At 61.8% G+C, this 19,419-nt stretch carries 17 protein-coding genes; 9 read left to right on the forward strand and 8 right to left on the reverse strand.

Going from position 1 to position 19,419, the window contains the following annotated elements; all coding sequences use genetic code 11:
* Window positions 1-38: 38 nt before the first annotated feature.
* Complete coding sequence (gene malI, locus CYR55_RS02610; RefSeq protein ID WP_101814583.1) at window positions 39-1,070, forward strand: Mal regulon transcriptional regulator MalI; 1,032 nt, start codon at window positions 39-41, stop codon at window positions 1,068-1,070.
* A 64-nt stretch (window positions 1,071-1,134) separates the two neighbouring features.
* Here malI and CYR55_RS02615 read toward each other — a convergent pair whose 3' ends face one another.
* Both CYR55_RS02615 and manA read right to left on the reverse strand, forming a co-directional pair.
* The gene (locus CYR55_RS02615) at window positions 1,135-2,703 is read right to left on the reverse strand and encodes a YdgA family protein (protein WP_101814584.1); all 1,569 of its coding nucleotides are present in this window, start codon (window positions 2,701-2,703) and stop codon (window positions 1,135-1,137) included.
* Window positions 2,704-2,845: 142 nt separating this feature from the next.
* The gene (gene manA / locus CYR55_RS02620; protein WP_101814585.1) at window positions 2,846-4,024 is read right to left on the reverse strand and encodes a mannose-6-phosphate isomerase; all 1,179 of its coding nucleotides are present in this window, start codon (window positions 4,022-4,024) and stop codon (window positions 2,846-2,848) included.
* Between the two features lie 216 nt (window positions 4,025-4,240).
* Between manA and fumC the strand changes: the two genes are divergently transcribed.
* Window positions 4,241-5,638 carry a class II fumarate hydratase gene (gene fumC, locus CYR55_RS02625; protein WP_101814586.1) on the forward strand — a complete coding sequence of 466 codons (1,398 nt, stop codon included), beginning with the start codon at window positions 4,241-4,243 and terminating at the stop codon, window positions 5,636-5,638.
* A gap of 62 nt (window positions 5,639-5,700) precedes the next feature.
* On the opposite strand, the gene tus is transcribed toward fumC, so the two are convergent.
* On the reverse strand, window positions 5,701-6,642 hold the full coding sequence (gene tus / locus CYR55_RS02630) for a DNA replication terminus site-binding protein (RefSeq protein ID WP_101814587.1): 942 nt from the start codon (window positions 6,640-6,642) through the stop codon (window positions 5,701-5,703).
* Window positions 6,643-6,793: 151 nt separating this feature from the next.
* Complete coding sequence (locus tag CYR55_RS02635; protein ID WP_101814588.1) at window positions 6,794-8,125, reverse strand: MFS transporter; 1,332 nt, start codon at window positions 8,123-8,125, stop codon at window positions 6,794-6,796.
* Window positions 8,126-8,240: 115 nt separating this feature from the next.
* Here CYR55_RS02635 and CYR55_RS02640 point away from each other — a divergent pair, with 115 nt between their 5' ends.
* The 4 genes from CYR55_RS02640 to CYR55_RS02655 all read left to right on the forward strand — a co-directional run bounded on the left by CYR55_RS02640 (window position 8,241) and on the right by CYR55_RS02655 (window position 12,977).
* Window positions 8,241-9,173 carry a LysR substrate-binding domain-containing protein gene (locus tag CYR55_RS02640; protein ID WP_101814686.1) on the forward strand — a complete coding sequence of 311 codons (933 nt, stop codon included), beginning with the start codon at window positions 8,241-8,243 and terminating at the stop codon, window positions 9,171-9,173.
* A 136-nt stretch (window positions 9,174-9,309) separates the two neighbouring features.
* The gene (mlc, locus tag CYR55_RS02645; protein WP_101814589.1) at window positions 9,310-10,527 is read left to right on the forward strand and encodes a sugar metabolism global transcriptional regulator Mlc; all 1,218 of its coding nucleotides are present in this window, start codon (window positions 9,310-9,312) and stop codon (window positions 10,525-10,527) included.
* A 171-nt stretch (window positions 10,528-10,698) separates the two neighbouring features.
* Window positions 10,699-11,367 (forward strand): dethiobiotin synthase, encoded by a 669-nt coding sequence (gene bioD, locus CYR55_RS02650; protein WP_101814590.1) that lies wholly within the window; start codon window positions 10,699-10,701, stop codon window positions 11,365-11,367.
* Between the two features lie 119 nt (window positions 11,368-11,486).
* On the forward strand, window positions 11,487-12,977 hold the full coding sequence (locus CYR55_RS02655) for an MDR family MFS transporter (protein ID WP_241522060.1): 1,491 nt from the start codon (window positions 11,487-11,489) through the stop codon (window positions 12,975-12,977).
* A 118-nt stretch (window positions 12,978-13,095) separates the two neighbouring features.
* On the opposite strand, the gene CYR55_RS02660 is transcribed toward CYR55_RS02655, so the two are convergent.
* Together CYR55_RS02660 and CYR55_RS02665 are read right to left on the reverse strand one after the other, a co-directional pair.
* Entirely contained in the window at window positions 13,096-13,404 is a 309-nt protein-coding gene (locus CYR55_RS02660; protein WP_101814592.1) for a DUF1161 domain-containing protein, read from the reverse strand.
* 90 nt (window positions 13,405-13,494) lie between these two features.
* The gene (locus CYR55_RS02665; protein WP_101814593.1) at window positions 13,495-13,860 is read right to left on the reverse strand and encodes a DUF1283 family protein; all 366 of its coding nucleotides are present in this window, start codon (window positions 13,858-13,860) and stop codon (window positions 13,495-13,497) included.
* A 156-nt stretch (window positions 13,861-14,016) separates the two neighbouring features.
* On the opposite strand from CYR55_RS02665, the gene CYR55_RS02670 reads away from it, so the two are divergent.
* On the forward strand, window positions 14,017-14,343 hold the full coding sequence (locus CYR55_RS02670; RefSeq protein WP_101814594.1) for a YnfA family protein: 327 nt from the start codon (window positions 14,017-14,019) through the stop codon (window positions 14,341-14,343).
* Window positions 14,344-14,393: 50 nt separating this feature from the next.
* Here the strand turns inward: CYR55_RS02670 and ydfG are convergent, their stop codons facing one another.
* Together ydfG and CYR55_RS02680 are read right to left on the reverse strand one after the other, a co-directional pair.
* Window positions 14,394-15,143 carry a bifunctional NADP-dependent 3-hydroxy acid dehydrogenase/3-hydroxypropionate dehydrogenase YdfG gene (gene ydfG, locus CYR55_RS02675; RefSeq protein WP_101814595.1) on the reverse strand — a complete coding sequence of 250 codons (750 nt, stop codon included), beginning with the start codon at window positions 15,141-15,143 and terminating at the stop codon, window positions 14,394-14,396.
* A 99-nt stretch (window positions 15,144-15,242) separates the two neighbouring features.
* Window positions 15,243-16,694 carry an MFS transporter gene (locus CYR55_RS02680; protein ID WP_165699507.1) on the reverse strand — a complete coding sequence of 484 codons (1,452 nt, stop codon included), beginning with the start codon at window positions 16,692-16,694 and terminating at the stop codon, window positions 15,243-15,245.
* A gap of 573 nt (window positions 16,695-17,267) precedes the next feature.
* On the opposite strand from CYR55_RS02680, the gene guaD reads away from it, so the two are divergent.
* Together guaD and CYR55_RS02690 are read left to right on the forward strand one after the other, a co-directional pair.
* Window positions 17,268-18,581: a guanine deaminase gene (guaD, locus tag CYR55_RS02685; protein WP_101814596.1), complete on the forward strand. Its 1,314-nt coding sequence runs from the start codon at window positions 17,268-17,270 to the stop codon at window positions 18,579-18,581.
* 118 nt (window positions 18,582-18,699) lie between these two features.
* The gene (locus CYR55_RS02690; RefSeq protein WP_241522061.1) at window positions 18,700-19,335 is read left to right on the forward strand and encodes a TetR family transcriptional regulator C-terminal domain-containing protein; all 636 of its coding nucleotides are present in this window, start codon (window positions 18,700-18,702) and stop codon (window positions 19,333-19,335) included.
* Window positions 19,336-19,419: the final 84 nt, after the last annotated feature.

The raw sequence follows: 19,419 nt of genomic DNA on the forward strand, positions 1-19,419 counted from the left end.
GTTTTGATTTTTCATGAGTTGCTGACAGGTGAGGGCCTATGACGGCAAAGAAGATCACCATTAATGACGTGGCTGACCACGCCGGGGTTTCTGTCACCACTGTGTCGCTGGTGGTCAGTGGCAAGGGGCGCATTTCGCCGCAGACCTCGGCCCGGGTGCAGCAGGCGATTCAGGTATTAGGTTATGTGCCGAACCGGCAGGCGGTAACGCTGCGCGGCGGCCGCTCCGGCGTGATTGGGCTGATTGTGCGGGACGTCTGTGACCCGTTTTATGCCGAGGTTACGGCCGGGCTGAGCGAGGTGCTGGAGGCGCAGGCGCGGGTGCTGTTCCTGACCCAGAGCGGCCGCGAGGGGCTGGGCAGCTTGCGGGCGGCAGAGAGCCTGCTGAAACAGGGCGTGGACGGCATTGTGCTGGCCGGGAACCTGCTGCATGGGCCGGACGTGCGGCAACGCGCGGCGGCGGCCGGGGTGCCGCTGGTGTGTGCGGCGCGGGCCAATGCGCTGGAGGGGATGGATCTGGTGCGGCCGGATAACCAGCTGGCGGCCCGGCTGGCGACCGGGCACCTGGTCACCGAAGGGCATAAGCAGATCGCCTATGTCGGTGGGGCCGGAAGTTCCCTGACGCGCGCCGAGCGGCTGGGGGGCTTCTGCGCCACCCTGTTGCAGTACGGGTTGCCGTTCCGCCCGGAGTGGGTAGTGGAGAGTGAAGCGTACCGGCACGGCATGGCCGCGAAGGTCGAGGCGCTGTTACGCCGCTACCCGCAAATTACCGCGCTGGTCTGCCATGACGCGGCAGTGACCCTCGGGGCCTATTTCGGCGTGCTGAATGCCGGGCGCAGCGTGGGCGGGCAGGCGCTGGAGGGGCTTTATTCGCCGCAGGTGGCGCTGGCCGGGTTTGGCGAGGGCGCGGATGACGCGCTGGCGGAACTGCCGCTGACGCGTGTCTCCGCCGCCGGGCGGGAGGTGGGGCGCAGCGCGGCGCAACGGCTGCTCCAGCGGATTGAAGACCCGGAGGCCATGCCGCAGCAGTGGGTGGTCGCCCCGGAACTGATCGCCCATGCGCCGGGGTAATCTGAGAAAACGGCAGGCATAAAAAAACCGGCCCGGGGGCCGGTTGGTCAGCAAGGGTGTTCGCTTATTGTGCCGGAGCCGGAGCCGGAGCTGGAGCCGGGACAGGGGCCAACGGTGCCGGCGGCACGGCCGGGGCAGCTTCTGGCGCCGGGGCCGCGTCAGCCGGGCCGGCAAAGATGCCGAACAGGCCGGCAAACTGTTGCAGGCTCATCTTCTGGCCGTTCAGGTCAACGATGTTGTCAGCAAAGTGGAAACGGGTGGTGATGGTGTCATCTTTGACCGTGGTCAGTTTGAACATCTGCCCCATCGCCGCCAGGCCCTGCACCTGCTGTTTCGCCAGTTTCCCGGCATCTTCTTCACTGTAGCCCTGCATTTTACCGATCTGGGTCGCCATCTGGGTCGCCATCGGCATCGGGATGGTCAGGGTGGCATCCAGGTTACGCACCAGCTGGGCGATCAGCTGGTCCTGCGTCTGGGCGGCAGGCTGGCCCGCCACCGGGGCGCTGAAGTTCAGGTTCAGGGTAAAGGTGCTTTCGCCTGCGCTGTTTTTCCAGCTCAGCGGGCTGATGCTGATGCTCGGGCTGCCTTTCAGCAGCAACGGCAGGTTCTGGCTGAACAGGGCGGCCGCCTGGGCCTGGTAGACTGCCGGGTCAAGCTGCTCGCCCTGCTGCACCAGTTGCATCGCCTGCTGGTTGTAGGTGTCAGAGAACTGCTTGAGTGCCGCGCTGTCCAGTTTGTCCAGTTTGACCGTCAGCTTGCCGGCACCGAGGTCGGCGCCCTGTACCTTCAGCGCGCCGAGGCTGTAGTCCAGCTGGCCGCTGATGGTGTTGTTCTGCTCACCGAAGTTGCTGTTGAGGCGGATATCATCCAGCGTGGCGGCATCTTTGCCTTCCACATTGACGATCACTTGTTTGGCGGTCAGGTGCTGTTCGCCCAGGCCAATCTGCACGCTGCCTTTCCGGGTGTCGCCGCTGGCGTTCACGCCGGAGAGGGTGATTTTCTCCAGCTGGCCGAACTGGTTGCGCGAGGTCAGGGCGATGCTGTCGCTGCTGGCGTCGGCTTTCATATGGTCACCGTCGCGCGAGACATCGGCATTGATCGTGGCGCCGGAGAATTGCAGGCGGGTGGCATTATTCTGGTAGTCGATCGGTACCAGGGTAATGGCGGATTCGGTGTCACCGCTGTAGGCGATGCGCGTCTCGGCGGTGGCCGGGGAGAGACCTTTGGTCATCTCAAACAGCCCCTTGACGGTGGCGGTGTTGGCCAGCTCGCTGTGTACAGAGGCCATGGCGGGGATCAGGTTGAATTTCTTCAGCTGCGCCAGCGGGAACGGGCCGTGGTCGATGGTCTCATTGAAGGCCACTTCCTCGCCCGGCTTCAGGGCTTTCTCCCCCTGTGCGGCCGGGTCAGGTTGCAGCACAAAGCGCGCGCGGCTGCTGAACAGGTGGCGCTGGTAATCCTGATACACCAAGCGGACACCGGCCTGCGGGAACTGCGAGGCGATCTGGCCGTTCGCCTGCGCCACAATCTCATCAATGCGCTGTTCAAACTGTTTGCCGGTGTACCAGGCGGCCCCGGTCCAGGCTGCGCCCAGCACCACAATCACGCCCACGGCAACTAACGATTTTTTCATAATCCGCTCATCCTTTTTTGGGCACGGAAAAGGTCCGTGCAAAATGTCCACGCGCTGCCGGCAAAAAAAAACGCCCGCAGGCGTTTTTCGTTAACTGGCCGGCCCCAGTTTAGCAAGAAACGGGGCGCGGTGCCGGGGGGAATCAACCCAGCTGGTTGAATACCCGTGCAATACGGCCGATGCCGCTCACGGTAACCGGGGATTCAAACGCGCCGATAAAGCAGGATTCACCCGGCTTCAGCACCACCTGTTCACCGTTTTTCTCCAGCACGGTTTCCCCTTCCACGCAGAACACGATCGCCGCGCTCTGTTGGGCCAGCGTTTGCGGGCTGGCAGAGAGGTCATGCAGCGAGAAGGCGAAATCCTCAACCGGGATCGGGAAGTTCAGCTCACTGCCGCGCTGCTGGGGCTGGGTCAGCAGGGTGGCGGCCGGTTTCGGCTCAAACTTCAGGTTCGCCATCAGTTCCGGGATGTCGATATATTTCGGCGTCAGCCCGGCGCGCAGCACGTTGTCAGAGTTGGCCATCACTTCCAGCGCCACGCCGTTCAGGTAGGCGTGCGGGGTTTCGGCATACAGGAACATCCCTTCGCCCGGCTGGAGGGTGATGACATTCAGCAGCAGCGGGGAGAACAGGCCGCTGTCGTCCGGGTAGAAGGTGGCGATGCTGCGGATGGCGTCCCAGGTCTCGCCCTGCTGGCTGTTCAGCGCCGCTTTCAGCACGCCCAGCGCCAGGGATTTGGTTTCGCCTTCCATGCTCAACAGACCGGCGAACAGCGTTGCCAGGTGGCCGGCGTCCGGGTGTTGCAGGAACGCGGCGATGTCCGGGTGCGCACCGGCCACCGGTTGCAGCAGGGAGATGATGTCACTCAGCTCGCGGAAGCCGTTCAGCGCCTGGAACGGCGTCAGGGCAAACACCAGCTCCGGCTTGTGGTTCGGGTCTTTGTAGTTGCGCTCGGCGGCATCCAGCGGGATCCCGGCCTCGTTCTCTTTGGCGAAACCGACTTCCGCCGCGGCTTTGCTCGGGTGTACCTGGATCGAGAGCGGCTGGTCAGCGCACAGCACCTTGAACAGGAACGGCAGTTCGCCGAAGCGATCGGCCACCGCACGGCCCAGCCAGGTGGCCGGGTCATCACCGATCACGTCGCGCAGCGCACGGCGGTTGCCCTGCGCATCTGTTACCTGGGAGCTGCTTTTCGGGTGCGCGCCCATCCAGAGTTCGGCCATCGGCTTGCCCTGCGGGTTGGCAATACCATACAGGCGGGTCAGCGCGTCCGGGCTGCCCCAGGCATAGTTCTGAACCGCATTGTGCATCTTTTGCATGTGGCTATCCTGCTCATGAAGAAAATAGGGGGATTTTGAAAATTCTGTTTAGTAAACAGTGAGTACAGGTGATTATCAATAAGGAAAATCTAATAAATGAAACTGTGTCGCATAATGCGCCGCTTTTCTGTGTCACTATAGTGGGCTGTGCCGCGGGCACACATGGGAGCGTCCGCGGCACACTCATTTATGTGCTATGTATCTAAGGAGAAAGTAATGGCAGCCACTCGCATTGAAAAAGACTCAATGGGGCCGATTGAAGTTCCTGCAGAACAGTTGTGGGGCGCGCAAACCCAGCGTTCATTAGAGCATTTCCGCATTTCTTCGGAAAAAATGCCCACCGCGCTGATCCACGCCCTGGCGCAGACCAAACGCGCCGCCGCCAGCGTTAACATGGATTTGGGCCTGTTGCCTGCGGAGCGCGGCAACGCGATTCTGCAAGCCGCAGACGAGGTGCTGGCTGACAAGCACAGCAACGAGTTCCCGCTGTCGATCTGGCAGACCGGTTCCGGCACCCAGACCAACATGAACATGAATGAGGTGCTGGCTAACCGCGCCAGCGAGCTGCTGGGCGGCGAGCGCGGTGATGGCCGCCTGGTGCACCCGAACGATGACGTCAACAAGAGCCAGAGCTCGAATGACGTCTTCCCGACGGCAATGCACGTCGCGGCGGTGATCGCGGTGCGTGAAACCCTGCTGCCGGAGCTGAAAACCCTGCACCAGACGCTCTCTGACAAAGCTGACGCGTTCAAAGACATCGTCAAAATCGGCCGTACCCACCTGCAGGACGCCACGCCGCTGACCCTGGGCCAGGAGATCTCCGGCTGGGTCGCGATGCTGGCGCACAACCTGAAGCATATTGAGGCCTCCATCCCGCACCTGTGCGAGCTGGCACTGGGCGGCACCGCCGTCGGCACCGGCCTGAACACCCACCCGGAATACGCTGAGCGTGTGGCGAAAGCCCTGGCCGACCTCACCGGCCAGCCGTTTGTCACCGCGCCGAACAAGTTCGAAGCGCTGGCAACCTGTGATGCGCTGGTGCACGGCCACGGCGCACTGAAAGGGCTGGCCGCCTCGCTGATGAAGATCGCCAACGATGTGCGCTGGCTCTCTTCCGGCCCGCGTTGCGGCATCGGTGAAATCTCCATCCCGGAAAATGAGCCGGGCAGTTCCATCATGCCGGGCAAGGTCAACCCGACCCAGTGCGAAGCGATGACCATGCTGTGCGCGCAGGTGCTGGGTAACGACGTGGCCGTCAACATCGGCGGCGCGTCCGGTAACTTCGAGCTGAACGTGTTCCGCCCGATGGTGATCCATAACTTCCTGCAATCCATCCGCCTGCTGGCGGACGGCATGCGCGGCTTTAACGAGCACTGCGCGGTGGGCATAGAGCCGAACCGTGACCGCATTACCCAGCTGCTCAATGAATCGCTGATGCTGGTCACTGCCCTGAATACCCACATCGGCTATGACAAAGCCGCCGAGATCGCCAAAAAGGCGCACAAAGAGGGGCTGACGCTTAAAGCCTCGGCGCTGAAACTGGGCTACCTGACGGAAGAGCAGTTTGACGAATGGGTGCGCCCGGAAGAGATGGTCGGCAGCATGAAGCTGTAATGGGCTGAGCGATAAACTGTAGAAAAACAAAAAGCCGGCGCTTGCCGGCTTTTTTACGTCTGTCAGTTGACCAGATGGTCAGTGTAAAGATGCAGGCGCGGGATCAGCAGGTGCAGGGGCTGCGCGGCCGGGCGGTATTTGTGCTTGATGTTGGCGGCGTCATAGTCGGGCAGGGCACCGAGTTTGGGCGCTTTGACGTGCGAGCCCACGCGGCCGCACAGCACAATCAGCGGCATCGGGCAGGGGTGCTGCACCTGTTTCTGCTGCGCCGGGTACCAGGCACGGGCGATCGGCTGCACTTTCACCGGGCGGCGGATCTTCAGCGCGGCGTTTTCCGGCAGCCGCATCACGTCATTGATCTCACGTGTGACATGCTCGGCCCACTGCTCGCGGGTATAAGGTGCCACGGCGCGCCCGGCTTTGAGGCTGCGGTTCAGCTGCTCGACAATCTCTTCCCGCGTCACGTTTTTGATGATGTGTTTATTGGCCCAGCCAAAGCGCACGGAACCCGGCTCCAGCAGGTAAGTCACGGTGCGGTAGGCGTTCAGGGTAATCAGCCCGCGCAGGTGGGTGTGCACAAAGTCGAAACGCTGCTCGCGCTCAAGGCCGGATTCCACCGTCACAATATGCTCCAGCTCCGCCTTCAGTTTGTTCACTTCCTCAATCAGCAACTGCACCGCCTGCTGCTCATCCGGCGTCACGGCGTAGCAGAGCACCCCCGGCAGCCTGACCGCGGCCTTGCTGCTGATATTTTCTGCATTGTCATGGATGAACAACCGGCGGAAATGCTGTAACGCCCGCTGGTGCGCCTCGTCGCCCATCAGCGGGGTCACGGCGATCTGGTCTGCCGGGTCGTTCTCTTTGCCTTTCTCAATTTCCGGCAACACAAACACCCGCGCATCCTGTAACGACAGCTTGCCCAGCAGGTGGGTAAGGTCGTCCAGCGCCAGCTCCAGCTCATGAAAACACTCATTCATGCGGCCAATCAGGTCATAGTTACTCATTCACCCCTCCAATTAGTTACAACACACTTTATACTGCATATAAAACAAACTGGCTACTTTAACTTCACCGTTTTATGCGCTGAGCAGGGAAAAAGGGGCGAATCAGGGGAGAACCGGGGAAGATCGGGCGCGCGGCGCGCCCGATAAAGGGTCAGGCCAGGGCGCGTTTTTCCGGCAGGGCTTTCAGGCGCAACGCTACGCCGAGGCCGACGAGCAACATCACGCTGATGTAGCCCACCACTCCCAGCCAGCCAAAGCTGTGCCAGAAGAAGCCGCCGCCGGTACCGGCAACGCTCGACCCGGCGTAGTAGCAGAACAGGTACAGGGAGGAGGCCTGGCCCTTGGCGCGGCGGGCGCGGCGGCCAATCCAGGCGCTGGCGACCGAGTGTGCAGCGAAGAAGCCGCCGGTCACCAGCATCATCCCCAGCAGGATCACCGGCACCGGCGACAACCCGGTCAGCAGGATCCCGGCCAGCATCATGCCGATGGCCCCCATCAGTACCGGGCCGGGGCCGTAGCGGGTGGAGAGCAGCCCGGCTTTCGGCGAGCTGTAGGTGCCCATCAGGTAGACCACGGACAGCACCCCGACAATCGCCTGGCTGAGGTGGTAAGGCTGGGCCAGCAACCGGTAACCGATATAGTTAAACAGCGTCACAAAGCTGCCCATGATCACAAAGCCTTCCACAAACAGCAGCGGCAGCCCGGCATCCCGGAAGTGCAGGCGGAAGTTGATCAGCAGGTTGCGCGGGCGCAGGGAGGCCGCGCGGAAATGTTTCGACGGCGGCAGAATGCGCCAGAACATCAGCGCCGCGGCCAGGGCAAACACGCCCACGACGCCGACCGCCACCCGCCAGGAGAAGAAGTCTGACAAGACACCGGAGACCAGGCGGCCGCTCATGCCGCCGATGGAGTTACCGCTGATGTACAGCCCCATCGAGAACGCCACTACGCTGGGGTGGATCTCCTCGCTGAGGTAGGTCATCGCGACCGCGGCCACGCCGCTCAGCGCCAGCCCAACCAGCGCGCGCATCAGCAGGATGCTGTCCCAGCTGGTCATCACCGAGCAGACCAGCGTACAGATCGCCGCCAGCAGCAGCGCCACCACCATCACTTGCTTTCGCCCCACCGCATCAGAGAGCGGCCCGGTAAACAGCAGCCCGACCGCCAGCATCCCGGTAGAGGCAGAGAGAGACAGGCTGCTGCTGGCGGGTGAGATGCCGAAATCCTGCGACAAAATCGGCAGGATCGGCTGCACGCAGTAGAGCAGGGCGAAGGTCGCCAGCCCGGCTGAGAACAGCGCCAGCGTCACACGGATAAACTGCGGCGTGCCGCGTTTGATAAACGGGCTGGCGGCGCGGGGCGCAGCAGGAATAATCAGGGTACGGCGGGCGTCAGTCGGCAGTGGGTGTTGATGGGCAGCGTCACTGTCATTGGCTGCGTCGCTCGCGGAAGGGGCTTTCGCGGAGCGTTGGGGGCTGGTCACGGTCAATCCTTAATGTGGGTGAATCAATAGGAAAATCAGGGGTAACAAAATCATAGGCAGGTCACATTTTCCTGTCTAATATATTAATAATCACAATTGATACTTTTAAAATATGATGAACATTGAACTGCGCCACCTGCGTTATTTCATCGCCGTGGCGGAAGAGTTGCATTTTGGCCGTGCGGCGGAGCGGCTCAACATCTCCCAGCCGCCGTTAAGCCTGCAAATCCAGACGCTGGAGCAGCAAATCGACGCACGTTTGCTGACCCGCACCAACCGCAGCGTCAGCCTGACGCAGGCGGGCGAGCAGTTTTTGCGCCACGCTTACCAGATTCTGGCGCAGGTCAATGATGCCGCCGAGCAGGCGGCGCGCATCCACCGGGGCGAAGTGGGTGAGTTGACCATCGGTTTTACCTCCTCGTCGCCGTTTATCGGCAGCATTTCGCGCAGCCTGCGCCGTTTCCGCCAGCTCCACCCGCATGTGCATATCCAGATGGAGGAGCTGAACACCAAGCAGCAGATCGGCCCCTTGCTGGAGGGCAAGCTGGATCTCGGGGTGATGCGCAACACCGTGCTGCCCGAGGCGCTGCACTACCAGCTGATGCTGCGGGAGCCGCTGGTAGCGGTGCTGCCGGAGGATCACCCGCTGGCGGCCGGTAACCCGTCACACCTGGCGGTGCAGGCGCTGGCGGATCAGCCGTTTGTGTTCTTCTCCCGGCTGGTCGGCACCGCCCTGTATGATGAAATCCTCGACCTGCTGGCCGCCGCGGGCATCCGCCCTTACATCACTCAGGAAGTGGGGGAGGCGATGACCATTATCGGGCTGGTCTCCTCCGGGCTTGGCGTCTCAATTTTGCCGGCCTCGTTTACGCGGCTGCGGATCAGCGGGGTGCGTTACGTGCCGCTGGACGACCCGCACTTCGCTACGCAGGTATGGCTGGTGAGCCACCGCCACCGTGCATTAACCGCCCCGGCGCAGGCGCTGCTTGATTTGCTGCTGGAGGATCGCGGGCTGGCCGCGCCACTGCCGGTTGCGCCGCCGGTGTGATCCTTCCCTACAAAATGCAGGGTGAATCTGTGCGTTAAATCACATAACGAATCAAATAGTTGTGCCTTTGCTCCCAAAGGGTTGTGATGTCGAATATGATTTATTTTGAGGCGCGAAAAATAGCAGGAGCAGGTACGTGATCGTCGACGGGCAACCCGGCCATATAGACCAGATTAAACAAACCAATGCAGGGGCTGTGTATCGACTGATCGACCAATGTGGGCCGGTTTCACGTATTGAGCTTTCCAAACTGGCGCAGCTTGCGCCGGCCAGCATCACCAAGATCGTGCGTGAATTGCTGGAAGCCCATCTGGTGCAGGAAACCGAGTTCCAGGATGTCGGCAGCCGTGGTCGCCCGGCGGTGGGGCTGGTGCTCGACACCGACGCCTGGCACTACCTCTCCGGCCGTATCAGCCCCGGCAGCCTGACCCTGGCGCTGCGCGATCTCAGCAGCCGGCTGGTGGTGGAGGAGCAACTCCCGCTGACCGCAGAGGGTGAACAGCCGTTGCTGGAGCGCCTGCTGACCACCATCGACCAGTTTTTCATCCGCCACCAGCAGAAACTGGAGCGCCTGACCGCCATCGCCATCACCCTCCCGGGCATGATTGATGCCCAGGGCGGGATCGTCCACCGCATGCCTTACTATCCGGTCAATGAGATGCCGCTCGGCCCGGCGCTGGCGCAGCGTACCGGGGTGCCGGTGTTCCTCCAGCATGACATCGGTGCCTGGACGATGGCGGAGGCGCTGTACGGCGCGTCACGCGGCTCGCAGAACGTGATCCAGGTGGTGATTGACCACAACGTCGGCGCCGGGATCATCACCGGCGGCCGGGTGCTGCACAGCGGCAGCCGCAGTGTCGCGGAGATTGGCCATGTGCAGGTCGACCCTTACGGCAAGCGCTGCTACTGCGGCAATCACGGCTGCCTGGAGACGGTCGCCGGCATCGATAACCTGCTGGCGCTGGCGCAGCAGCGGCTGAAAGTCTCCATGAGTTCACAGCTGCACGGCGTGCCGCTGACGGTGGAAACCCTGTGTGATGCGGCGCTGGCCGGTGACCCGCTGGCGCGTGACCTGATTCTGGATGTCGGCAACAACGTCGGCCGTATCGTGGCCATCATGGTGAACCTGTTCAACCCCGACAAAATCCTGATTGGCTCCCCGCTGAACCGCGCGGCCTCGATCCTCCACCCGGCGATGATGGCCTGCCTGCGCCAGCAATCGTTACCCGCCTACAGCGAGGCGCTGCAACTGGAAGCAACCCATTTCCATAACCACGGCACGATGCCGGGCGCGGCGCTGATCAAGGATGCGCTCTATAACGGCTCCTTGCTGGTAAAGCTGTTGCAGGGCTAATCCGGGGTCAGATCATATTCGCCGTAGTTATGGATGTTCACCAAACAAAACCTTGCGCTATCTCAAGATAGCGCCTGCCCCTCATCCCCTAGACTGGCCCGATAACGTGAGCGCCGCAGTATTGCCTGCGGTAATTTTTTGATTCAACACGATTTTCGGAGCAGATCCACCATGTTGACACAGGTATTTGTCACCGGCACCGATACGGATGTCGGCAAAACCATTGTTTCACGCGCCCTGTTGCAGGCGCTGGCCGCGCAGGGAACCCAGGCCGTGGGGTATAAACCGGTGGCCACAGAATGCACAGAAACCGCAGAGGGTTGGCACAGCAAAGATGTGCAGACGTTGCAGGCCGCCTCCACCATTGACTTGCCCTATGCGGCCCTGAATGTGCGCTCGCTGGCGGAGGATGAACCCTACGCCGCCCCGGCTGACGGCACGCTGCTCCGCCGCATGTCGGACGGGCTGGCAACGCTGAAAGCCCGCGCCGGGTGCGTGGTGGTGGAGGGCTGCGGCGGCTGGTGGACACTGCTGGATGCGCAACACAGCTACGCCGACTGGGTGGTTGCGCAGCAGCTGCCGGTGATTCTGGTGGTCGGCATCAAGCAGGGCGGCATGAACCATGCGCTGCTGACGGCGCAGGCGGTCATCAATGACGGGCTGCCGCTGCTGGGTTGGGTGGCAAACCGCATTAACCCCTGCCTGGCGCACTACGCACAGACCATCGACCTGCTCAGCCATAAGATCCCTGCACCGTTGCTGGGTGAAATCCCCTACCTGCCGCGGGCGGAAACCCGTGAGCTGGGCCATTTTCTGGATCTCAGCCTGCTGGCGCGCTGACCCCCGCCTTTCCTGCCGCTTTTTGGCCCCTCTCGCAAAAATCCCCTGTGGCCCGCCCGGTATCGCGGCGGGCTGATATACTCATTGTGAAAATAAAATCAGCAAATTGCGAAGGTTGAATGAAACAACACGAAAACGCCCGAAAACCGATCCCTTACCGTGGGCGGATATTGGCCGCCTGTATGCTGGCAATGTTTATGGCGGCGATTGAAGTCACCATTGTGGCCACCGCCATGCCGACCATTATCGGCGAACTGGGTGGTTTTTCCTTGCTGGGCTGGGTATTTGCCGTTTACCTGCTGACGCAGGCGATCAGTGTGCCGATCTATGGGCGCCTGGCGGATCTCTACGGCTGCCGGCGGATGTTCTTTATCGGCACGATGATTTTCCTGCTCGGGTCGGTGCTGTGCGGCATGGCACCCTCAATGCTGTGGCTGATCCTGTTCCGCGCGTTGCAGGGGCTGGGTGGCGGGGCGATTATGCCGATCGCTTCCACCATCATCGCCCATATCTACTCGCCGGTGGAGCGCTCAAAAGTGCAGGGTTACCTGTCCAGCGTCTGGGGCGTCTCTGCGGTGATCGGCCCGTTGCTGGGGGCGTTTATCGTCGGGCATTTCAGCTGGGCGCTGGTGTTCTGGATCAACGTACCGATTGGCATCGTGGCGATGGTGATGCTGGCGCGCTACCTGCCGGAGGCGGAGAAGGGGCAACGGCACCAGCTCGATCTGGCCGGTACCGGCTGGCTGATGCTCTCGGTGTCCGCCTTGCTGCTGGCGCTGTTGCAGGCTGATGCGCTCGGCATGGCCATCGTGCCGCTGCTGGCGGTGGCGGTGGGCAGCGCGGTCATGCTGGTGCGGCAGGAGCGGCGCACGCCGGAGCCGCTGTTTCCGCTGGCGCTGTGGCAGAGCCGGGTGATCGTGGCGGGTAACGTCGGCGGGCTGGTGATGGGGGCGGTGCTGATGGGTATCAGCGCCTTTTTGCCGACCTTTGTCCAGGGCGTGATGGGCGGTACACCGCTGGAAGCAGGCACCACGCTGGCGCTGGTGTCGATTGGCTGGCCGCTGGCCAGCACCCTGAGCGGCCGCCTGATGCTGGTGACCTCATACCGCTTTACCGCGCTGTGCGGCGCGCTGCTGCTGATCGCCGGCAGCCTGATCCTGCTGCTGGTGCAGCCGGGCCAGACGCTCTGGTGGGCGCGGCTCGCCGCCTTCACCGTGGGGGCCGGCATGGGGCTGAGCAATACCACCTATCTGGTGTCCGTGCAGAATGCGGCGGAGACCCACATCCGCGGCATTGCCACCGCCTGCACCATGTTCTCCCGCTTGATTGGTTCCGCCTTCGGCACCGCCATTCTGGGCGGCACGCTGAACCTCAACCTGCAACAGCGTTTGCCGGGCGTCAATGACCCGGTGCAACAGTTGATGGATGGCCCGCAACGTCAGGCGCTCGGCAGCGAGCGCCTTCAGTGGCTGACTGAGCAGGTGGCAGTCTCGCTGCATTGGGTATTTGTGGCCGCCGCCGTGATGGCGGTACTGACGCTGGCGGCCGTCTGGCTGATGCCGCCCAGCCAGCGGCCCGCCGAGCCGGAAGCCGAAGGCAGCCGCTCCTGACTCTCGCGGGCAGATGCAAACATCAGGCAAAAAAACAGGGCACCCAAAGGGTGCCCTGATGTCAGGTGCGGCAGGCGCAGCATTCTTCTCTAAACGGATCAGTGCGTCGCTAAACGGATCAGTGCGCCGGGGCTGCGTCCTGGCTGGTGCCGGTCTGAGGGCTGGCGGTCGCGTCCGCATCGCTGCTGCCGTCGGCGGTTTTGCTGTACACAATCTTCTGTGTGTCGTTTTCACAATGGCCCACAACCTGGCCGCCGGACTGGTCAGCCTGATCATTCGGGACAATATCCAGGGTAAAACCGGATTCGGGTACGCCGTTGTTAATGATTTTCTGGCTGATATCCGCTTTCACGCTTTCACAGGAGGCCTGGGCCGCCAGCGGGGCGACCGCCAGTACCGCGGCTGCAAGCAGTAAAGATTTCTTCATCATTCAGTCCTTAATCAAATAAAGTCATCAGGCAATAAAGATAGCAGCCAAATTTCCCTTCCGTGAAAAATTTAACTTAAGTCAATGTTTTTAAGGATTAATCTGACGGCCGGTACGGCGATCCAGGCAGCGCTCAGTATTGGCTTCCCAATAGGCGTTCAGGTTCATGCTTTTTTCGCACTCTTCCTTCAGGTCAATCGCGTTGTCAAACTTATCAAACTCTTTCTCGGCGCGGCTGTTGACCTTTTTGCGCAGCATACGGGTATCATCCCACTGCTCTTTATTCTGACGTGCCTCTTCATTGGAGAGGGCGTTATCACCGTTGCCGTTGAAGATACAGGTGCCGCTGGCGCAATTGGTCGCGGCCAGTGCCGGAACTTGCCAGGCCGCACAGAGCGCGACCAGGGCAACAGGCGCAATCCTGCGCAGCAGCCGGGGCATAAACATTGTATTCATCGTCTCATCCTTATAGGTTATCCGCCGCAGGCCACCGCCTGCGCTGGCTCACCACGGCACCCTATATTCAGGCCGCAGTGATCCCTAATTATAACACCTCAGGGCGCAGCCACCAGCCAGGCACTCACCCGGTTTACGCACCATTGAAGGAGCACCATGATAAAAACGACCCTGCTGTTTTTCGCTACCGCACTGGCGGAGATTACCGGCTGCTTTCTGCCCTGGTTGTGGCTGAAGAAAGGGGCCAGCGGCTGGTTGCTGCTGCCGGCCGCGCTGAGCCTGATGCTGTTTGTATGGTTGCTGACGCTGCACCCGGCGGCCAGCGGCCGCGTCTATGCGGCATATGGCGGGGTATATGTGCTGACGGCGCTGGTGTGGCTGCGGGTGGTGGACGGCGTGCGCCTTAGCAGCACTGACTGGCTGGGCGCGCTGGTGGCGCTGGCCGGAATGCTGATTATTGTCTCCGGCTGGCGCAACGGGTAACACGGAAAGCAGGCGGGGAAACGCGGGGCAGCAGCGCCCCGCAGGCGGCCTTAGGCGTCGCGGTGTACCTTCAGCCCGGCAAAGGACTGGCTCACCGGCATGATTTCCAGCCGGTTAATGTTGACGTGCGGCGGCAAATTACAGGCCCAGAACACCGACTCGGCAATGTCATCCGGCATCAGCGGGTTGGCGTTATCGTAGGTCTGGTTCGCTTTGTCATCATCGCCCTTGAAGCGGACATTGGAGAACTCGGTGCCGCCCACCAGCCCCGGTTCGATGTCCGTGACGCGCACCTGTGTCCCGGCCAGATCGGCGCGCAGGTTCAGGCTGAACTGTTTCACAAACGCCTTGGTAGCCCCGTAGACGTTGCCGCCCTGATAGGGCCAACTGCCGGCAATCGACCCCATGTTGACCACATGCCCGCGGTTGCGCTCCACCATGCCCGGCAGCACCGCGCGGGTCATAAACACCAGCCCTTTGGTGTTGGTGTCGATCATGGTTTCCCAGTCGTCACTGCTGGCTTTGTGCGCCGGTTCCAGCCCCAGCGCCAGCCCGGCGTTGTTGACCAGCACATCGATGTCGCGCCATCCGGCGGGCAGCGCGGCCAGCATTTCCTCAATCTCCGCCCGGTTGCGTACATCCAGCCGGGCCACATAGACCTGATCCCCCAGCGCTTCTTTCAGCGCGTCCAGCCGCGCCTGGCGGCGGCCGGTGGCGATCACCTTGTGCCCCTCATTGATGAAACGGCGGGTAATGGCTTCGCCAAATCCGGCAGTCGCACCGGTAACCAAAATAATCATGTCATTGTTCCTTAATGGGTTAATGGTCTTCTGTGGTTCCTACTACTACCATACTTTGCCGCATAGCGGCAGAAAATCACACGCAGCAGCCCGCACCGTTTATTTGGCGGAGTCCGCCGGGGTTTTGCGCCGCTCCCCGGCTGCCTCCTCCAGGGTTTTCTGCCTTATGCTGTCCCCGGCGGTATTGCCGAGCGTAAAGGTGTCCGCCACGGCCAACAGCGCCAGCAGCCCCATCATGATGAAGGCGAACTGGAAGGCGGCCAGCGGCGGCGCGGCCTCACCGCCCGGCGTCAGCCACTCCCCGGCGCGCAGGGCCAGCGCACCGAGCGCGATGCCCAGCCCGCCGCCCAGCTGTTGCGACATATTAAACAGCGTGTTGGCCCCGCCCATGCGCGGCTGCGGCACCTCGGAAAAGGCCAGGGTGTTGAGCGCGGTAAACTGCATCGATCGCGTCAGGCCGCTGACGAACAGCAGCGCGGCAATCAGCGCGACCGGCGTATGCGGGGTGATCAGCGCGCAGGCGAAAATGGTCAGCGCGTTCAGCACGCCGTTCACCCACAGCGTAGTGCGGAACGGAAACCGGTAAAGAATCGCCGAGGTGAAGGGTTTCATCACCAGGTTGCCGGCAAACACTGCCAGCACCAGCAGCCCGGCATGGAAGGCGCTCATGCCGAAACCAAGCTGGAACAGCAAAGGCAGCAAAAACGGCACCGCGCCGATGGCGATGCGAAACAGGCTGCCGCCAAAAATCGTGACAGCGTAACTTTTCAGCCGCAGTGCCCAGAGCTCCAGCAACGGGTAAGGGGTGCGCCGCGCATGCCAGATCGCCAGCGCGCTCAGCAGCAAGCTGGTCACGATGCAGAGCGGCGGCAGCCAGGGGCGTTCCGCCACGCCGTTAAACAGATCGAGGCCGAACATCAGGCCAAAGCAGGCCAGCCCGGTGAGCATAAAGCCGGTGATATCAAACGGCACTGTCTTGTCGCCCGGCTGGGCGGGGATCAGCCGCAGACTGAACCAGACAGCGATAAGCCCTAATGGCAAATTCAGCAGGAAAATCCAGTGCCAGGAGGCATAGGTCGTCACAAACCCGCCCACCGCCGGGCCGAGGATCGGGGCCACCAGCCCCGGCCAGGTAATGGTGGCGATCGCCTTAATCAGCCCCGATTTCGGCGTGTTATGCAGCACCACCAACCGGCCGACCGGCACCATCAGCGCCCCGGCAACGCCCTGCAACATCCGGGCGGCGGTGAAGGTCATCAGGTTGACGCTCAGGGCGCAGAACAGGGAGGAGAGGGTAAACAGCAGCAGCGCGGCGGTGAACACGCGGCGTGCGCCGAAGCGGTTGGCGATCCAGCCGCTGGCCGGGATAAACACCGTCAACGTCAGGATGTAAGCGGAAACGCCGATATTCAGGTCAACCGCCTTAACGCCAAAGGCGCGTGCCATCTCCGGTAAGGCGGTGACAATTACCGTGGCGTCGAGGTTTTCCATAAAAAAGGCCCCGGCCACCAGCAGCGGCAAGGCTGACCCCTCCATGGTGCCACGCCTCATTGCGGCCTCCTGAGGTTGTCCATTTTGCTGCAAACAGAGAAACGCCTTTGACCTGAACCGGACATGGCACCGCCTTTTTAGTGAGGGGAAGGGCAGAAGAATCTTGAGCATAACCGATCCGGCTTGACCGTCAACCGGTGTACCGGCGGCCTTGCGCCTTCCCGTCCGCCCTGGACAGAGCTTTATTTTCCCAGAGGAAACCGGGCCAGCAAGAGATGCCCCTGCACGGCACAGATGCAGCAAAAACAGGCGACTTATCTTGTGCTGAAAAAATCTGCCCTGCGGCTCTTTTTCTGCCGCTCCTGCACAGAGAGGGTGCAACTCCCGCGCAGGGTGTTAAAGCGCTACCGGACAGCAAACGGTTGCGCTCCGGCGGGCAACCGTTTGCCTTCTGCCGCCCGGAGAGACTGTCGCAGAAAAACGGCAGGCCGTGCGCTTGCCCGGGGCAGGCGTAAAAATAAAAGCTGGCGATACAAACAGTTAACAGAAAAATTTTCGCCATGGCACACCCCTTGCTGAGCGCTGATGAACCATACTGATGATTAAGATGCGTCTTCTGATAAGGGCAGAACCATGAACCAGACTGTGACCCGCGCCATTCGCGGTAATTTTTTTGACCTCACCGGCAGCGTCAGCCACCCGGAGGAGATTGCCGGCCGGGTACGGTATGTGGAGGATGGCGCCCTGCTGCTCAACGGCGGCCATATTGTCTGGCACGGCGACTGGAAGGCCGCACAGGCGCAGTTGCCGGAAAGCACGCCGGTTGAGGATTACCGCGGCAAACTGATCGTGCCCGGTTTTATTGATACCCATATCCACTACCCGCAAACGGAGATGGTCGGGGCCTATGGCGAGCAACTGCTGACCTGGCTGAAAAATTACACCTTCCCGACGGAGGCGCAATATGAGTGCGCCGGGCATGCGGCGGAGATGTCGCAGTTCTTTATCCGGCAGTTGCTGGCCAACGGCACCACCACCGCGCTGGTGTTCGGCACCGTCCACCCGCAGTCTGTCGAGGCGCTGTTTACCGAGGCGGAGGCCCTGAACATGCGGCTGATTGCCGGGAAAGTGATGATGGACTGCAACGCGCCGGAGGCGTTGCTGGAGGAGGCGGAGACCAGCTACGCGCAGACGCGCGACCTGATCCGCCGTTGGCACAACCGCGGCCGCCTCGGTTACGCGCTGACGCCGCGCTTTGCGCCGACCTCCTCACCGGCGTTGCTCAATGCGGTGCGCCGCCTGCGGGAGGAGTTCCCGGATACCTGGGTGCATACCCACCTCAGCGAAAACAGCGACGAAGTGGCGTGGGTCAGGGCGCTCTACCCGGAGCACGCCCACTATCTCGGCGTTTACCATGATTACGGCCTGACCGGCAAAAAGAGCGTCTTCGCCCACTGCCTGCACCTGTGTGATGACGAGTGGGAATGCATGGCCGCCAGCGATTCCGCCATCGCCTTCTGCCCGACGTCAAACCTGTTCCTCGGCAGCGGGTTGTTCCGCCTGCAAAAGGCGTGGGAGCAGCAGGTACGGGTCGGCATCGGCAGCGACATCGGGGCCGGGACGACCTTCAGCATCCTTTCCACGCTGGGCGAGGCGTACAAAGTGGGGCAATTGCAGCAGTACCGCCTGTCCGCGTTTGAGGCGTTCTACCACGCCACGTTAGGCGGCGCGCGCGCCCTGCACCTCGACGACAAAATCGGGAATTTCGACCCCGGCAAAGAGGCGGATTTCGTGGTGCTCGACGGCAATGCCACCGCGCTGCAGCAGCTGCGCGCCGCCAACAGCACCACCCTGGCAGAGAAGCTCTTTGTGCTGATGACGCTGGGGGACGACCGCAACATCCACGCCACCTGGGTCAATGGCGAGCCGGTATATAGCGCCGGGTAAACCGTGCCCGGTAGTGGGGGTGCGCCACGCCGCATTCCCCGCTACACTGCCTCTACGCCGGGCACGCCCCGTGGCGCACGCCCCATAATGAGGCAACCAGCAGGAACCACGCACCATCATGAACAGTGAAACCAATGGGCGCGGGCGCATTGCCCGCGAACGGATGCTTGATGTGATCCGCAGTGCGGCGATCAGCGAATTCAGCGAGAAAGGGTTTTCCGGCGCGACCACGCAAGCGATCGCCCTGCGTGCCGGGATGAAAAAAACCCAGTTACATTACTATATTGCCGGCAAAGAGGAGCTGTATGAGGAGCTATTGCAGCAGGTATTGACGCTGTGGAACGACATCATGCGGTTTGACCCGGCGCTGACGGGGCCGTCCGCGGTGCTCAGCCAGTATATCCGCAACAAGCTGCACTTCTCGTTCACCCAGCCGGCGCTGTCACGCATCTTCACCAGTGAGGTGCTGAGCGGCGGCCACTATCTGGAGAAGTACTGGCCGCAGGCAACTGAAAACATCCGCCAGAAAGAAACAGTGATAAACCAATGGATTGAGCAGGGTATGCTCCGCCCGCTGGATGCGCGCCTGTTTATCATGCACATCTGGGCGATCACCCAGTATTACGCTGACTTTGCGGTACAGGTGAAAAATATGTACCGCGACACGCAGGATTCCCCCGCCACCCAGGAGCACATTATCCGTGAAGTCACCGAGCTGGTGCTGCGCGGCTGCCTGCCGTTCTCCCCGCCATAAATTAACAAAACGTTAACCTGGCACTGAAATTGCTTAATTAACTGACAATATCTGACCGGTTGTACAAATCGTCTGTACAGGAAT

This window comes from Chimaeribacter californicus (assembly GCF_002858675.1).
Classification (GTDB): domain Bacteria; phylum Pseudomonadota; class Gammaproteobacteria; order Enterobacterales; family Enterobacteriaceae; genus Chimaeribacter; species Chimaeribacter californicus.

Bases quoted from the DNA above. Each gene is read 5' to 3' on its own strand.
- malI (WP_101814583.1), top strand. From the start codon at position 39: ATGACGGCAAAGAAGATCACCATTAATGACGTGGCTGACCACGCCGGG.
- CYR55_RS02615 (WP_101814584.1), bottom strand. From the start codon at position 2,703: ATGAAAAAATCGTTAGTTGCCGTGGGCGTGATTGTGGTGCTGGGCGCA.
- manA (WP_101814585.1), bottom strand. From the start codon at position 4,024: ATGCAAAAGATGCACAATGCGGTTCAGAACTATGCCTGGGGCAGCCCG.
- fumC (WP_101814586.1), top strand. From the start codon at position 4,241: ATGGCAGCCACTCGCATTGAAAAAGACTCAATGGGGCCGATTGAAGTT.
- tus (WP_101814587.1), bottom strand. From the start codon at position 6,642: ATGAGTAACTATGACCTGATTGGCCGCATGAATGAGTGTTTTCATGAG.
- CYR55_RS02640 (WP_101814686.1), top strand. From the start codon at position 8,241: ATGAACATTGAACTGCGCCACCTGCGTTATTTCATCGCCGTGGCGGAA.
- bioD (WP_101814590.1), top strand. From the start codon at position 10,699: ATGTTGACACAGGTATTTGTCACCGGCACCGATACGGATGTCGGCAAA.
- CYR55_RS02655 (WP_241522060.1), top strand. From the start codon at position 11,487: ATGAAACAACACGAAAACGCCCGAAAACCGATCCCTTACCGTGGGCGG.
- CYR55_RS02660 (WP_101814592.1), bottom strand. From the start codon at position 13,404: ATGAAGAAATCTTTACTGCTTGCAGCCGCGGTACTGGCGGTCGCCCCG.
- CYR55_RS02665 (WP_101814593.1), bottom strand. From the start codon at position 13,860: ATGAATACAATGTTTATGCCCCGGCTGCTGCGCAGGATTGCGCCTGTT.
- CYR55_RS02670 (WP_101814594.1), top strand. From the start codon at position 14,017: ATGATAAAAACGACCCTGCTGTTTTTCGCTACCGCACTGGCGGAGATT.
- ydfG (WP_101814595.1), bottom strand. From the start codon at position 15,143: ATGATTATTTTGGTTACCGGTGCGACTGCCGGATTTGGCGAAGCCATT.
- CYR55_RS02680 (WP_165699507.1), bottom strand. From the start codon at position 16,694: ATGAGGCGTGGCACCATGGAGGGGTCAGCCTTGCCGCTGCTGGTGGCC.
- guaD (WP_101814596.1), top strand. From the start codon at position 17,268: ATGAACCAGACTGTGACCCGCGCCATTCGCGGTAATTTTTTTGACCTC.
- CYR55_RS02690 (WP_241522061.1), top strand. From the start codon at position 18,700: ATGAACAGTGAAACCAATGGGCGCGGGCGCATTGCCCGCGAACGGATG.